The organism is Gammaproteobacteria bacterium, from assembly GCA_016199745.1.
In the GTDB taxonomy this organism is placed as follows: Bacteria; Pseudomonadota; Gammaproteobacteria; order Acidiferrobacterales; family Sulfurifustaceae; genus JACQFZ01.
The window spans coordinates 19900-35630 of sequence record JACQFZ010000064.1 but is presented as its reverse complement, the minus strand read 5'-3'; the positions used below and the strand labels follow the sequence as shown (position 1 = coordinate 35630).

13 protein-coding genes are annotated in these 15731 nt (G+C 58.0%); 4 read left to right on the top strand and 9 right to left on the bottom strand.

All coding sequences use genetic code 11. The features are described 5' to 3' along the window. Nucleotides 1-94: 94 nt before the first annotated feature. From HY308_16870 to HY308_16840, 7 genes are all read right to left on the bottom strand, one after another. Nucleotides 95-418: a type VI secretion system tube protein Hcp gene (locus tag HY308_16870; protein ID MBI3899945.1), complete on the bottom strand. Its 324-nt coding sequence runs from the start codon at nucleotides 416-418 to the stop codon at nucleotides 95-97. Between the two features lie 456 nt (nucleotides 419-874). Then, nucleotides 875-1183, bottom strand: coding sequence for a PAAR domain-containing protein (locus tag HY308_16865; GenBank protein ID MBI3899944.1), 309 nt, complete (start codon nucleotides 1181-1183; stop codon nucleotides 875-877). A 759-nt stretch (nucleotides 1184-1942) separates the two neighbouring features. Further along, on the bottom strand, nucleotides 1943-2497 hold the full coding sequence (locus HY308_16860; GenBank protein MBI3899943.1) for a hypothetical protein: 555 nt from the start codon (nucleotides 2495-2497) through the stop codon (nucleotides 1943-1945). A gap of 108 nt (nucleotides 2498-2605) precedes the next feature. Then, complete coding sequence (locus HY308_16855; protein ID MBI3899942.1) at nucleotides 2606-3436, bottom strand: SDR family oxidoreductase; 831 nt, start codon at nucleotides 3434-3436, stop codon at nucleotides 2606-2608. A 175-nt stretch (nucleotides 3437-3611) separates the two neighbouring features. Beyond that, nucleotides 3612-4106, bottom strand: coding sequence for an acetone carboxylase subunit gamma (locus HY308_16850; GenBank protein MBI3899941.1), 495 nt, complete (start codon nucleotides 4104-4106; stop codon nucleotides 3612-3614). A gap of 2 nt (nucleotides 4107-4108) precedes the next feature. After that, complete coding sequence (locus HY308_16845) at nucleotides 4109-6340, bottom strand: hydantoinase B/oxoprolinase family protein (GenBank protein ID MBI3899940.1); 2232 nt, start codon at nucleotides 6338-6340, stop codon at nucleotides 4109-4111. Between the two features lie 11 nt (nucleotides 6341-6351). Beyond that, entirely contained in the window at nucleotides 6352-8481 is a 2130-nt protein-coding gene (locus tag HY308_16840; GenBank protein ID MBI3899939.1) for a hydantoinase/oxoprolinase family protein, read from the bottom strand. A gap of 165 nt (nucleotides 8482-8646) precedes the next feature. Here HY308_16840 and HY308_16835 point away from each other — a divergent pair, with 165 nt between their 5' ends. Further along, a complete protein-coding gene (locus tag HY308_16835; protein MBI3899938.1) occupies nucleotides 8647-9423 on the top strand; it encodes a helix-turn-helix transcriptional regulator in 777 nt (258 codons plus the stop codon). Nucleotides 9424-9720: 297 nt separating this feature from the next. On the opposite strand, the gene HY308_16830 is transcribed toward HY308_16835, so the two are convergent. Beyond that, nucleotides 9721-9891 carry a hypothetical protein gene (locus HY308_16830; protein MBI3899937.1) on the bottom strand — a complete coding sequence of 57 codons (171 nt, stop codon included), beginning with the start codon at nucleotides 9889-9891 and terminating at the stop codon, nucleotides 9721-9723. A 121-nt stretch (nucleotides 9892-10012) separates the two neighbouring features. Continuing rightward, nucleotides 10013-10963 (bottom strand): ABC transporter substrate-binding protein, encoded by a 951-nt coding sequence (locus tag HY308_16825; protein MBI3899936.1) that lies wholly within the window; start codon nucleotides 10961-10963, stop codon nucleotides 10013-10015. 389 nt (nucleotides 10964-11352) lie between these two features. On the opposite strand from HY308_16825, the gene HY308_16820 reads away from it, so the two are divergent. The 3 genes from HY308_16820 to HY308_16810 are packed head-to-tail and all read left to right on the top strand — an operon-like array spanning nucleotide 11353 to nucleotide 15473. Then, on the top strand, nucleotides 11353-12291 hold the full coding sequence (locus HY308_16820) for an ABC transporter substrate-binding protein (GenBank protein ID MBI3899935.1): 939 nt from the start codon (nucleotides 11353-11355) through the stop codon (nucleotides 12289-12291). A 6-nt stretch (nucleotides 12292-12297) separates the two neighbouring features. Beyond that, a complete protein-coding gene (locus tag HY308_16815) occupies nucleotides 12298-13380 on the top strand; it encodes a betaine/proline/choline family ABC transporter ATP-binding protein (GenBank protein MBI3899934.1) in 1083 nt (360 codons plus the stop codon). Further along, entirely contained in the window at nucleotides 13377-15473 is a 2097-nt protein-coding gene (locus HY308_16810; GenBank protein MBI3899933.1) for an ABC transporter permease subunit, read from the top strand. Before HY308_16815 ends, HY308_16810 begins: the two co-directional genes overlap by 4 nt. The last annotated feature ends 258 nt before the right edge of the window (nucleotides 15474-15731 follow it).

Below are 15731 nucleotides of genomic sequence, written 5' to 3'. Positions count from 1 at the left end.
CGTGTATCGCGTTTCAAGATCGACAAAACTGATGGTAATGATTTCCTGCGGTCTTCCGGCAAAGAGCCGCCGACTTCCACCCACTTTATATTCGCTAATTAGGGCGTTCTTCAGCGTGTATTCCATAAACACGTCGGCGCCATCGCCGCTGCCGGTCTTCGTCAGGCGCAGCACAACGGTTTTGCCGGTGCCGCAACACGCTTCTAAAAACAGTTTCGGCGTGGCCGCTGTCCATCTTTTTGGTGATGATCAAATCAACGATGCGGGCGTTACTCGATTCGCGGTCGCCCTTCGTAGAGCTAGCGGAAGTGATTTGACGGTGGGTGCCCCATTTCCAGGTTTCGACGTCGATCCACTCTTTGTGACCTCTGTCGGCAGACTCCCCTTTAATGCCTTCGTAGTTTAAAAATACAGACACGGATCAAGCTCCCTTTAATTATTTGTTTAAGACGGCGGCTTATAAACGGATCATGCGCCGCATTGTTTGAAAGCAAGCGGGCAAGTCCGAGGACGTGCTGAGAATGCGAGCTAGGTGGAGTAAGACAGTGTTAGTGCGGTGGGCCATGACCTTCCTCCCTGATAGCCGATTTTTTGTTACGTTAGCGCGATTCTATCTGCGATTTTTCCGTAATGTTTTTCAACTGGCGTCCAGCTGTCGGGCACAAGACACCGACCGCGCCGAACATTGTCTGATGTTCACGAAACATGAAACTCAGTTAGTGAACGGCGCTGTCATCGCATTCCCCGACTTGGGAACCGTGTCATGCAAGGACGTATAAGGTGCGTCGACACGACTGGAACGCGGCGGCGTTCTTGCACCAAAACATATTCACGGCTCCTTTGAGACCGCCCTATACGGTAACGCTCGCGTCCGTCACCTTGGACTGTCGCCGATAGAAACATTTTTAGAACCAACGTCAAGCGTGCCGCCACAATCCACCGCATCGGTGACGCGCGCCGCCGGTTTGCCATTGATCAGGACAGAGCCGGCACCCTCAATAATGCGACGCGGTTCATCCGGTATGCAGCCGTGAGATTCCAGTTCGTCGTCAAAGCGGGCGGCGGGTAAGCCGTTGATGAGTACATCAGGACTGCCGGTGGTGATTGCGGTCGGCGGTTGAGTGTCGTGGCCGGTGTCGATGTCGCCCACTCGCGCGGCGGGTTGTGCGGCTTTAGAACCCATTACATCCTCCTTGTTGTTGGTTAGTTATTTTACGAATCGCGACAGCGGAGAGGAAAGGAAACGCGCGGTGCGTCATTGTTTCATCCCTGGTGTCCCGTGGCTGATTCTTCTTAGTCACGCCTTAGTAACGTTAACTGCGAACTTCTCTCGCGGTCTTGCAAGCAGTACCCAATCATCAGGCGAACTGCGCCGACGTCCTAAACCTCATCCGGTGTTCACAATACGTGAACCTCGATTAGGTAAATGGCACTACCATCGTATTTTCTGATACGGGAACTATGTTACGCAAGGACTTATAAAGTGCGTCGGCACCACTTTCGGTGGCTACCGTGATGCTAGCATTTGTGCATCGAACTAACACCTTGCGATACCTACAATCCGGTACATCTTTGACTTACTTATAGGGTGGTGCCGAAGGCCGGAATCGAACCGGCATAGAGGTTTCCCCCCCCCGACGGATTTTAAGAGGGACGGGATAGGAACTAGGCGCTAATCAACTCAACCACTTGCGCCGCTTGCTGCGCCTCGTTTCCTACCTCAATTATCGGAAAACCTGCCGTTACCTAAACGACCGTGGCACAATTTTGTCACAGTGGGCCACGAGTTTCGACAGTCGTCACCTTGGCACGTCACTGTGCCGCCGTCACCCAGCGTTCCCAACGCGCGCTGTTTTTTTCAACCCATTCCTTGGCCACGGCATTGATAATTTCCTTATTCTTTTCGATACGCCACGCCATTTCTTGTTGCTCGGCCGCGTCCTCACACCGGTTTTGCCGCCGACGGCACGATGCGTACCTGCGCGCGGCTGAGGCTGAGATAAATCCGCCGCCGCGATACGATCGGCCACCAGTCGTAAAAGAAAATCTGCATCGGTCGCCACATCGCGACCCACCCGCCGATGATCAGGCTTTCGCGCGTGAGCGTGCTGACGGTTCCGCCGGCGGATTTTTTCAGCGCGTCCGCCGTAAACAAACAGAACGCCAAAAACAACAGACCGATGAGCAGACTGGTGCGGCCGTAGCGCAGCAATTGATGGAGCTCGCGGCGTGTGAGCTCGGCCTTGTACGCAAAATAATTGTGGATCGCCTCCGTCACGAGTCCGAGCGCGTCGTCTTGCGACACCCGTTCCAGATGCAACGTAATCCGGAACTCGCTGCCGGCGGGAAACTCCAGGGCCCAGCTTTCGATGAATTGCTCGGCGTCGGGATCGAGATCTTTATGGTGGAACGGGGTCGGGTCCATCGAGTTGAACAGCTGCGCAACTTCGCGCAACCGCAGTTCCACGTCGAGCACAGGTTTGGTTGGAGTTTTCATGGTTGGCTTCCTGTGCTCGTCGCCTGGATGACGGTGATAGTTTGTCCGGTGTTTTGGGTCGGTCACAGCGCTGGTCGAGAATAAACTTTCTCTAGCGTAGCTACCCCTTTACCAGAGCGCGCCGCCGGTGATCTGGATGTTTTCCATGGTAATCCCCCTTGCCTCATCGCGGCACAGGAAGACAGCGAGCGCGGCGATTTCTTCGGGTTGGATGATGCGATGTTGCGGGTTCTGTTTGGCAATCTCCGCCATCGCCTGCTCGACACTACGACCTTTCCCCTCACGCTGAACGAGTTGCTCGACGTTGCGTCGCATCAGTTCGGTCTCGACCCAAGTGGGGCTGATCATCACCGCGCTCACACCGTGCGGCGCGCCTTCGAGCGCCACACACCGTGTCAGCCCGAGGAGCCCCGACTTGGAGGCACAGTAGGCGGGATTGTCGCGCCAGCCGACGGTCGCTGCCGTGGAGCCAATATTGATGATGCGGCCCCATCGGCGCTCGATCATGCCGGGTAGCAGCTTCCTGATCATGCGGAAGGCGCCGTTGAGATTGGTGTCGATGATCTTGAGCCAGAGTTCGTCCGAATGACCGACAACGGCCTGTTCGGCGGTGGTACCAGCCGCGTTGATCAGGATGTCGGTCGGGCCGCAGGCGGCTTCGGCAGCCGCGATGAATTTATCGATCACGGTCGTATCACGAACGTCGAGATGACCGGCATAAACGGCGGTGCCGTATTCCGCCAGTTGCTCCCGCACCTCGCTTATCTCTTTGGGATCGGGATAGGCCGCGGCATCGTCCTGCCGTGCCACGGGTGTGCGCACGAACGATCCGACCGCGACATTCGCGCCGACACCGGCCAAGGCCTTGGCGATTGCCAGACCTTGGCCCGTGAGACCACCGGTAACTACCGCGCTTTTCCCTTTGAGGAATGCGCTCACGGCTTTAACAGGCTCTTCATCTGAAGAATTTCCTCTCCCACCGGGAGAGGGTTAGGGTGAGGGAAAATTGTCGCGAGAAATGGCGCTGTTTCCCTCACCCCAGCCCCTCTCCCGGCGGGAGAGGGGTAATAAATCAACGTCTCCCTAAGAATACTCGGGCGTTTCGCCATGTTGCTCACGCCTTAGCCAACGGCTTATCGAGCCAATCGCGATAGAACCCTTCGAGATCCGGCTCGAAGTCGTGCAGGATCGGATAACCGGGCGCCGCGGCTTCCACCTCGTGCAGAGTCGCGCACTCGGGGCAGAAGAATTCGCGAATCTCCATCCATTGCGGATCGGGAATATCGCTGTTCGGATAAATTTCGCGCAGGCTTTCTTCCGTGTTGCGCACATTAATCACCGCTTTCAGTTTCCAGTTTTTTCGGTAATCGCCGAAGGAGTGGCCGCATTCGCAACGCGTTATCCGACCCGTTGCACTCTCGCAGATAAAGAGATGCTCGCTCACCGGCAGCAAAATCGGATCCTTCCAGGAAACGCGATCTTGAAGCATCTCGATATACTTGAAGAAGCGGTCTTCATCCTTGTAGGCGCTCATGATCCGGCGTGTCTGCGGCCAGGGCAGCGTACCGGCGGCAAGCTCGCGAATGACTTCTTTGCTGTATTGGGTCATGGTTAGTTCTCCAGCGATATCGTGAAATCAGCGGGAAGGTTCCAGAACGTGCGGAACTCCGCTGAGAAACGCGGTGACAGTCGCATGGCGCTGGCATACATTTTCGCCACTTCTGGCGCGAAATCTGAGCGTTCGACGCGCTTGCGTTCGTTCGCCATCCACTCGGAAACCGGGATCGCCTGCTTCAGCCGCTCGCGCCGCATTTGCTTCCGACGCTTGGCGGTCGCCTCGAGATCGGCCACTGGATAGCCATCGGCGTCGTCCTTTAGAACGATCCCAAAAAGAGCGTCCACCGATTCCCGGGTGAGAAAACCGTTTTCGACATCCCAGGCGGTTTTGACCGGGTCTCGCTCTAGCACGTCGCCAAAGCCGCCGCCGCCATTGTAGGGATGGCTAAAGATGTCGCCGGCTTTGTGCGGCTTGGTGATGTAGGGACCTTCCTCGAATACATGCTCACCTTTATAGGTACGCTCGAAATCTGAATCCAGCGGATTATTCCCCGGCGCGTGCGCCAGCGGCTCGCGCCGCGCGGCCCGTTCGTGGATATCGGAATTGCGTACCGCGTGGTGCTTCTCGCAGGTCGGCGCGGGATAACCGCCGCACATGCCACCGTTATCGAACACGCGCGAGGAATGTTCCGAGGTGGTGATTCGCAGAAAATTAGTTTTGTTGATGAGCCAGGTGGAGATGAACGCGCAACCGCCTCGATATTTTCCGGCACCGCCGGAATTCGGAATGATCGAGCGGCCGATATAGACCATCGGCATGCTCTGCTCCCAGATCTCGATATTGCCCATGTCGGATTCGGGATTCCAACCGACATACGCGGTATCGAGCCCGTCCTTGATGGCAAGCGCGCCGGAACCGGCCGCGGCGCATTCGAAATGCGCCATACCGAAATTAGTGCCGTACTGGCTCATGCCGCCCATCTCGACCATCGGGCTGTTGACCTGGCCGATGAAGGCCTCCTCGACGAAGCCGCGCGCGATGAATCCCCGCGATAGCAGTCGCTGGAACACGCCATAGGCCGGAAGCAGCAATGCCCATGAGGTAGCGGTCGCGGCCGTCTCGTCGTCCGGATCGGTCCAGGTGCCACGCGGCAGTTTCAGTTCGGTCGCCATCCACGCGCCGTCATTGACCAAGCCTTCGAAATTCATGTGCTGCGTCAGCGTCACGAACATGCCGCCATCCATGCCGGCTGGCGTGCAGTTCATCGAATGATAACCCCAAGGCTGCGTGCCTTCGAAATCGAGCTTGATCGTACCGTCGGTGGTGATCTCCATTTCGATCGGTATGTTGTAGAGCCAGTTCGGATCGCTGAGCGGTTGGAAACCGGGCTTGCCTTCGGTGACATGGCCGTAGAAGGTGTGACCACGATACTTGCCAGGAACGGTGAGCTGGCGCGAGCGCGCCAGTTGTGCGCGTCGGCCCTCCTCGATGTATTCCTTGGAGACCCGCATCCAGTAGTCGAGACCGACTTCCTTGATGAGGTTCCTAACGTTCTCGCGTATGTCGATGCACGAGGCGACCTTGGCCTTTTCGTCCAGTACCCAGTAAATGGGCATCCGCAGATTGCGCTCGCAACGGATGACGTGGTCACGCCGGATCTCGTCGTTCTGTCCGATCTTTTCGCCGCAGACGAACAGACCTTCGGTGAAGCGTTCTTGCGCCAGGCAGACGTCGCCGCCCGGCGTGATGCCGCCCACTTCGAGCTCGTGGCAGACGGCACCGGCCCAACCCACCAACGTGCCTTCATGGTACATCGGTATCACGTCCATGACGTCCGGCACCTGGACCGTGCCGATGAAGGCGTCGTTGTTGGCGAAGATGTCGCCGGGGCGAATGCCGGGATTTTCTTCGTAGCCGTTCTTGATCATCCATTTGATGAAACGACTCATCGTATGGACATGAACCATGATGCCGTTCGACAGCGCGATGGCATCGCCCTCGGGCGTGTAGATCGCCACCACCATCTCGCCCACTTCACGCACACCCGGCGATGCCGAAATGCGCCGGCACATCTCGCGGGCCGAGACGCACACGGCCTTGAGCTTGGTATGCAACGTCTCGAACTTCAGCGGATCTTGCTTGCGCAGCGTAAGCTCGGTGATGCCGTCGTAGCAGCCGGTCTCTTCCATCATCCGTTCGGACTCGAGAAGGCGGTCGCGCAATGGCGTCGCGGATTTATGTAACGGTGCCACGGACTTAGCTTTTTCCAACGTGTTTTCCAACATGACGTCACTCCTCAAGCGTGATGATAGTGAAGCAGCGTCCACTCATCGATAAAGACGCGGTCGTTCGGATGAATGACCAACGTGGTTGCGGGATGCTCGATAATGGCCGGACCCTTTACCTCATGACCCGGTTGCAGCAGATCCATCTCGTAGAGATTGGCCTTATGCCAACGTCCGCCGATATAGGCCTCGCGCACACCTTTGTGCGCGGAGCTCGGGTCGGAGGTGCCAAGCGCGCGCTTGCGCAACACCGGCTTCACCTTGTCAGCGGTGGCAATGACGCCGAGTTCCCGGATCGAGAAACCGGCCTCGCCGTAACGCGAGACGCGATGGTTGGTTCTGGCATAGACCGCTTCGAAATGGTCGATTACCTTGCGCATGTCCTCGGCGTTGTTGATCGTCGAGATCGGCGATATCACTTCCACGTCTTCGAGCTGGCCGGTATAACGCATCATCAAAAAGTGCGTCGTCTTGATGTTGTCGCGGGTATGACCGTCGGGGAGCATCTCGTCGACTCCCGCTTTTTCCAGGTCATTCCAGATCGTGGTAACCGAGGCGGCGAAACCTTCAAGCGCCGTCTCCGTCGGCTTCGATGCGATGTCGAACTGCGTCGATACCGAATGCCGGCGCATATAGTCGGCCGTCGTGCAGCCGAAGGCGGAAAAGCCGGCGGCAAACTGGAAGGTAATGATGTCGCGGAAGCCGATGCCGCGCGAGCAACCGGCGAGATGCAATGGACCGGAACCGCCATAGGAGAAGAGCGTGAACTCCGATGGATGAATGCCCTGTCCCGAGATGACGCGACGCAGCGCATTGTTGGCGTCGCCTTCCAGCATCTCGATCATGCCTTCGGCCGCTTCCTCGACGGAGACGCCGAGTCGGTCGGCGCATTTCTCTTTAAATGCGAGGCGAGCCTTTTCTACCTTGAGTTTCAGCTTGCCGCCGAGGAAATAGTCTGGATTGAGCCGCCCGAGAATCGCGTCGCAATCGGCGATGGTGGGTTCGGTGCCGCCGCGATCAAAGCAGATCGGACCCGGATCGGAGCCGGCACTCTCTGGACCGAGGCTGACTTTGCGCGTCAACGGGTCGACCTTCAGGATCATGCCGGCGCCCGCGCCAATGGTGTCGAGATGCAGCGTCGGCACATTAAGCTTGAAACGATCCATCAGCGGCTCGTTTTCGATGCGCGTCTGACCGCGCGCAATGACACCCATGTCGAACGATGTGCCGCCCATGTCGGAGCAGACCAGCGAGTCATTACCGATCAACTTGCCGACATACATCGCACCGAGAATGCCGCCGATCGGGCCCGAGATCATGGTCTCGTGCAGGCGCGGATGGTTGATAGAGGTGAGACCGCCGAAAGAAAGCAGCGTCTGCACGCCGTAGCGGAAACCGTACTTCTGCGAAATCTCTTCAATCGCTTTCAACTGCTTGCGGCCGCGCGAGGTCGCATAGGCTTCGATAAGCACGCTGTTTAAACGCGACTGCTCGCGAATGACGGGGCGCACGGCGTGGCTGGCGTAAACCATGATGTCGGCGCCGGCCTTGGCGATTTCCTCGCGGCAGATCTCGGCGATGCGCTTTTCATGGACCGGGTTGACGTGCGAGAAGATCGTCATGATGCAGATGCCGTCGACCTTATCCTTGATCAGTGCTTGCGCCGCCTGGACCACCTCGTGCTCGTAGAGCGGCAGGACGATATCGCCGAAATGATCGATGCGCTCGGTGACGCCATGCGTGCGGCGGCGCGGCACCAGGGGATCGGGATGATGATGAGTCACGGCATGCAAACGGTCGGCATAGGAATAATCGGCCCAGGCTTGCAGACCCCGGCCCATTAGGATCATGTCTTCCAAGCCTTTGGTGGTGATCAAGCCGAGTTTGCGGCCGGTGCGAGACAGCAGCGTGTTCAGCATGCCGGTACCGGAATACAGCACGACGTTAACGCCGGTGAAAAGCTCGTCGAGCGAGATTCCCCAGGCTTCCGCGGCATCGGCGGCCGAGGCGATGAAACCTTCCGCCTCGTTCTTCGGCGTGGTCGCCGCCTTGCCGATCTTGAAGTGACCGTACTCGTCCACGAGAATGGTGTCGGTCATGGTGCCGCCGGCATCGATCCCGATCACGATAGGGTTTTCCAGGGCTGGCTCTTTCAAAGCACGTGTTTTCAAAGCTGCAACACCTCTTGATTGATCTTCCAATCAGTGTGGTGCGAGAACCGTGGCGGCGCCATATGCCAAAAGGCACAATGACGTATGCTAAAAGACACCATGACGAAGGTGGACGGGCGGTGCCAATAATGAGCAATGCGGATGGATAGAATTTGGCAGCCGCTGGCTGCCGCCATTACTGCCACCGGGACCGACCAGCATGTCGACCGGCTGATTGACGCCGTCGGATCGTCGGTGGCACACGATCTGGTTACGGTGACGCGCTACTCCGCGACACGCCGACCTGAATTCGTCAAGCACCGGCACTTTTCCGATCACATGGTGCGGCGCTATCTCGAGAACTATTACATCTACGATCCGTTCTATGCCTATTGGCGCGAACAGCGTCAACTCGGCATTGTCCCGCTTAAGCGATTGACCAACGATGATGTCAAGCGCGGCAAGTACATCGCCGAGTTCCTGGCGCAGTCCGCGATTTGCGATGAAGTCGGCATCCTGCTCGAGGACGGAGGCGACTGGTGTCTCGGCATATTCCTCGATCGCACCAGTCGGCCGTTCAAGGACAGCGAGATTGCGTCGCTCACGGCGCGCTTCTCCATTTTCGCCGCGTTGCATTCCTTGGACATCCGATCACGCCGACCGAATTTTATGCGTACCGACTTTCCTAACATGGTCGGAGCGATGCCGAAGCGCGAACCCGTCATCCCGGACGATCTTTGGCCGGAGCTCTCGGCGCGCGAAAAGGAACTGGTGCAACTCGTTCTTCGCGGATACCCGAGCTCAACGATCGCTAAGCGTCTCGGCATTGCAGTTGGCACCGTAAAGAATCATCGCCGACGCATCTACGAGAAGCTCGACATCAAGACGGAACGGGAACTTTTCCTGCAGTTCTTTCAGTTCTTTCAGCGCTAGGGTTTTAGAGGTCATCTTAATAAGCACCCTCTTTCCCTCATCCCCCGCCCTTCTCCCGGGGGGAGAAGGGAGTAAAACCCCTTTCCTCCGGAGAGAGAGGTTGGGGTAAGGGACTTATGAGATGACCTCTACCATTATTCTCTCTTCACGCGACGAGCGGCTGTTTATAAAACTAAGGAAACTCTTATCACTGCACCGCCATCGTGACCCAGACCTTCCAGCGCGCTTCGTGTTTGTCGACCCATTCCTTGGTGACGGCCCGGCGGTGACGTATTCAACGTTGTACCCCATTCTGCGCTATATCTCACCGGTGACATGGGTCGTGACGTGCTGCCCGGTCCATTCCAACATCGCCAAGCGGATCGGTTGGTCCTTGACCCCGAGATCGGCGGCAACGGCACTCGTGCAAAAAACGAGCGCGATGGTCGCAATGGTAATGCGGCGAATAAGTTTCAAATGAAGATGCATCGTTGTTCCTCCTGTTTACTGATTAAACTCCATAGACACCACCGCTATCGATCGATACGATCGCGCCGTCGACGAAGCCGGCGTCGTCCGGCGCCAGATATAAAATCGCGCACCGCCACTTTCACTGCGCTGCCTTGATCCAACGCTTCCAGCGCATCTCGTTTTTTTCGACCCATTCCTTGACTACGGTATCGAGCTTTTCATGCTTTCTATCGATGCGCCACATCATTTCTTGTTGCTCGGTGGCATCCATTTTGAATTTCTCCAACAACTTGTACGCCGCTGGCCATTTTTTCTCGAACCCGGACCAGGTAACTTTGTCAATTTGCGGAGGAATGATGCATTCGGCGTTATTGCTAAGCGAATTTCGGATTTTGTCGCACGGCGGCATAACGACCCAGTTGACATCGAATTCCGCCAGCACCCAATGCGGCCCCCAAAACATCATGAGCAACGGCTTCTTCGCCGCGACCGCGGATCGCAGCTCCGCGACCAACGCATCTTCGGACGCTGCCGGGATCGGCTTTAGTGGAAGCTGCGCATTTTTAATGATCGCGGCGCTGCGCGAGCCCCAATCGGCGGGATAGTCGACGAGGCGACCGTTGGGTGCCGTGTCCGGCATCAACAGCGCCTGTACGCACTTCGGGTTTTTCAAGGCGTTCCAGTCGGGTAACCCCGGACAAACATCTTTCATGTAATTCGGGAAGATCCAACCTTCCTTGGTTCGCAACCCGAGATTACCGATATCTTCGATTTTCCTTTCGGCGAGCACCTTCGGGAAAATATCGCCGACGTTGTTCATCCAAATTTCCAACGACGCATGAATCGATCCGTCGGCCAGACTGGAGAACTGGGGGAAGTTGCCGGTGGTGACGTATTCGACCTTGTAACCCATTTTGCGCAATATCTCACCGCCGATGCGGGTCGTGACGTGCTGCCCGGTCCATTCCAACATCGCCAAGCGGATCGGTTCGTCCGTGGCGCCGAGATCCGCGGCTGCAACGTTCGCGGAAAAGCAAAGTGCCGCTGCGGTTGCAACCAGATGTCCTAACCATGTTGCGTGAATCTTCATCGTTGATTCTCCTGTTTACTGACTCCCGTTTACTGATTAAGCGACGCTAAAATCCACAAAAATTCCCTGACAACTCGAAGTTTCTTAAGCCTAGGTGCCGGCCAATGAAAATCAATGAAACCAAAACCAACCGCAGCACAAGACTGAACGGAAACAGTTCCTTCAGCGGCGATTTCAGTATTAGCAGATGCTCCGCGGCTTCGTCATTGTGTCTTTTGGCACATTGTGCGGTCCCGGTTGTCTGCCCATGATATTCATCATGTGGGTGCTCTAAGGCTTCGCCGCCAGCGCCCATCTTCATCAACAGCGCGATTCTGTCGATCGCGACAGCGGTGAAGTGCGGTTTCTAGCTTTGAAACACCTAATAATGCTATTTAGGAGGACCAACGATGCGTATCCATTTGAAATTCATCCACTGCATCGCCGTCGCTGCAGCCACCTTCTGTCTATGCGTCAACGCCGTCGGCGCCGAGCTCGGCGCGAAGGACGAGCCGATCCGCTTGGCGATGTTGGAATGGACCGGGCAACACGTCACGACCCGCATCGCCGGTGAGATATTGCGCAAGATGGGCTACAAGGTCGAATACGTCACCGCCGGCAACTTTCCGCAATTCTCCGGCCTTGCGGACGGATCGATCGATGCATCGCTGGAAATTTGGATGAACAACGTCGGCGATATTTTCCCGAAAGTGCTGGCGGAAAAGAAAATTGAAGATCTCGGCAGTCTTGGGTTACAAACCAAAGAAGGTTGGATCTTCCCAAGCTACATGAAACAGATCTGTCCAGGGTTACCCGACTGGAGTGCGTTGAAAAAACCCGAGTGCGTTCAGGCGCTGTCGATGCCGGACACATTGCCCAACGGCCGCCTGCTCGACTATCCGGCCGACTGGGGCTCACGTAGCGCCGCGATCATTAAAAATGCAAAACTCCCGCTGACGCCGATCCCCGCCGGCTCGGAAGGCGCGCTGGTGGCGGAGCTGCGATCCGCGGTCGCGGCGAAGAAGCCGTTGATCATGATGTTCTGGGCACCCCAATGGGTGTTGGCGGAAGTCGATGTCGATTGGGTCAAGATGCCACCGTGCGACCAAAACAATAACACCGAGTGCATCACTCCCCCGCTGGTCGACAAAATCACTTGGTCCGGGTTCGCAAAAAAATGGCCGGCGGCGTACGAGGTGTTGAAGAACTTCAAGATAGACGCCACCGAGCAGCAACAGATGATGCTGCGCATCGACAAAAAGAACGAAAAGCTCGAGACCGTTACCAAGGAGTGGCTCGACAAGAACGAATCGCGCTGGAAGCGCTGGACGGCAGTGGCCGCACAGTAGCGCACGATGACCAAGACGAGCGCGGTAAAGTTGTCGTGTCGTCATCTTTGGAAGGTCTATGGACCCAATCCGGACGAATTCATAAAGCGTCACGGCATCGTTTGCGAGAACGGCGCCGGGTCGCCGTCACGAAGCGCCAGCGACAACAAATACCTGGACTTGTTCGATGACAAACACCTGGCCGCGGTCGCCGATGTCAGTTTCGACGTTCACGTCGGCGAAATTTTCGTCATCATGGGTCTGTCCGGTTCTGGTAAGTCGACCGTAGTTCGCTGTCTGTCGCGGTTGGTGGAACCGACCGCTGGCCATATGTATCTCGACGGCGAGGACCTGCAGGCAGCGAGCGAGCGTCGTCTGATCGATCTGCGACGGCGTTCGATGGGCATGGTGTTTCAGAGCTTCGGTCTGCTGCCGCATCTGAACGTGCTCGACAACATTGCGTTTCCGCTGCGCATGCGCGGCGAACCGGCGGCCGAGCGCCACGTGCGTGCGCGCGAGATGGCGAAGCTTGTGGGCTTAAGCGGTCGCGAGCACGCGTTCCCACATCAATTGTCGGGCGGCGAGCAACAACGTGTGGGCATCGCGCGCTCGCTCGCCGTGGAGCCCGACCTCTGGTTTCTCGACGAGCCGTTCTCCGCGCTCGACCCGTTGATCCGTACGCAGTTGCAGGATGAATTCCTGCGGCTGCAACAATTGCTGCACAAAACGATAGTCTTCATCACCCATGATATCCTCGAGGCGTTCCGTCTGGCGGATCGCATTGCGATCATGCGCGACGGGCGCGTGATCCAGATCGGCGCGCCGGCGGACATCGTGTTGCGACCGGCGAACGCGTGTGTCGCGGAATTCACTCGCCAGGTGCCGCTGGCGCAGGTGATGACGGCGCGCGACGTCATGGAACCTGCGGGTCACCTGTCCTACGCGATCGACGACGTGGCGCCCGAGACGACACTCGATGATCTCGTTATGCGCATTGCCGCCGGCATGCGATCGTTTGCAGTGATCGATGCCGAGCGACGTTGCCTCGGGCACGTGCATGCATCCGCGGTCGCGCGCGTGCTGGCACGCGACCGCGGAGTGCGTCCGTGACCGTGGCGGCGGATCGGCTCTTCGTTACCGTAGGGCGTCGCATGGATCGGCATCGATGGATCGCGCCTGCGCTTCTGATCTTCATTGCCGTCACGATTCTGGCGCGCGCGCGTTATCCGTGGCTCGTGGACTATCCGACGGAGTGGATGCCGCCGATCGCCGCGTGGCTCAACGTGGCGATCGATCGCGTGATCGCGCCGTCGCAGCCGTTCTTTCGCGCGTCGGCCGGGGCGTTGCATGTGCCGATGCACTATCTGCAGGCCGGATTACAATGGCTGCCGTGGCCGGCGGCGGTCGTGATCATCGGGGCACTCGCGTTACGCGCCGGTGGATGGCGGTTGTTGATGTTTGCGATGGCGGTATCGGCGTATCTCCTCGCGAGCGGCTATTGGCGTCAAAGCATGAACACATTGACGCTGGTACTGCTCGCGGTGCCGATCTCGGTCGCGCTCGGCTTCGCCGCCGGTGTCGCGGCGCAGCGACTCGCCCGCCTGCGTTCGGCGATCGAAGCCGTGCTCGACGTTATGCAGACGATGCCCTCGTTCGCTTATCTGATCCCGTTGTTGCTGTTGTTCGGCTTCGGCCCAGTGGTCGGTCTCATCGCCAGCGCGCTGTACGCGATCCCGCCGATGGTGCGCAACACGCTGCTTGGATTGCAAGAAGTGCCGATATCGATAAGAGAAGCCGGCAGCATGGCGGGCGCCAGCTCCTGGCAAAAATTTTTCTACGTCGAGCTGCCGACCGCGATGCCACAGATTCTAGTCGGGATCAATCAGACAACCATGGCGATCTTTAGCATGGTGATCATCGCCGCCATCATCGGCGGCTTCGATGACATCGGCTGGGAAGTGTTGAGCGCCATGCGCAAAGCCGAGTTCGGCCAGAGCGTGCTCTCGGGATCGGTCATCGCGTTGTTGGCGATGTTGATCGATCGCATCACGAGCGGCTTCGCCGAGCAACGCAAATCGCAGGCGCGCCGGTCAACGCCGCGCCGCGGGCGCTGGGTGTACTTGGCGGCGGCGCTCCTCGCCACCGCGCTCTGTGCCCTGCCTCACTCTTTCTCGGCACCACCCGAGGCCATCGCGCTCGACCCGGGGGGATTAAACGACGCTCTGATGGCGTTCGTCGCGCATCACGCCGGGTTGTTCGAACAGATAAAAAACGGCTTTATGTACGGCGGTCTGCTGCCCCTGCGTATCGGTTTGGTCGGCGTGGCAACATCGCAGGCGTGGGGGTTCGCACTGACGCCGACGATGACGACCGGCTATGTGCTGGCGATATCGGGTATCGCCGGCGTTTTATACGCGCGCGGCGGTCGCTGGGCGCCGTCCATGGTGATTATCGCCGCGGTGATTTTCTATTTCGGTCTCGCCGATCTACCGTGGCCGGCCTTCATCGCCATGGTCGGCACGCTCGCGTGGCGCGCGGCCGGCCGCAGGGTCGCGGCGTTCGCGGTGGCGAGCCTAGTCTTCATTCTGGTCTGCGGATTGTGGCAACCGTTCGTGCATTCGATGTATCTGTGCGCGCTCGCGGTGTTGCTGTGCGTGATCGTAGGCGGGTTGCTCGGCGCCTCGGCGGCGCGGTACAAAATCGTTTCGGCGACACTTCGACCGATTAACGATGCGTTGCAGACGATGCCACAGTTCGTGTTTCTCATTCCGGCGCTGATGTTGTTCAAGGTCGGCGAATTCACCGCGCTCATCGCGATCATGTTGTACGCGATCGTGCCGCCGATCCGCTACGTCGAGCACGGTCTGCGTGCGGTGCCGCCGACGCTCATCGAAGCCGGTCGGCAAATGGGATGCACACCACGACAGCTGCTCTACCACGTGAAGCTCCCGTTGGCGTTGCCATCGATCCTGCTCGGCATGAATCAAACGATTATGGCGGCGCTGTCGATGCTGGCGGTCGCGGCGCTGGTTGGCACCACCGATCTAGGTCAGCGCGTGTACGTAGCGCTCGGCAAGGCCGATGCCGGGCTCGGTCTCACCGCGGGGTTATCCATCGCGCTGGTGGCCATGGTGTCGGATCGTATCGTGCAGGGGTGGTGTCGGCGTCGAGGTAATGTCGGCGTTGCCGATGACGAAATGTAGGGCGCGCATCGCGCACCGTTGAGGATGATCTTCAGCGTATACGCTGGCTGAATAAATTCTTAGGCGCGCTTTACTTGGACGAAATCACGGACGATGTCGTTGAACATGTCATTGATGAGAAGTTGAGGTGGTGAAACATTATGCCCAACTCTCGGCGAAGTACCTGGCCCATTATGCAGAGCAGATCGCCAGTACGGTTGTAAACAGTAATGGCACAAATTTGTCACAGCAGGAAAAAACAGAAACCGTTAACCCTAC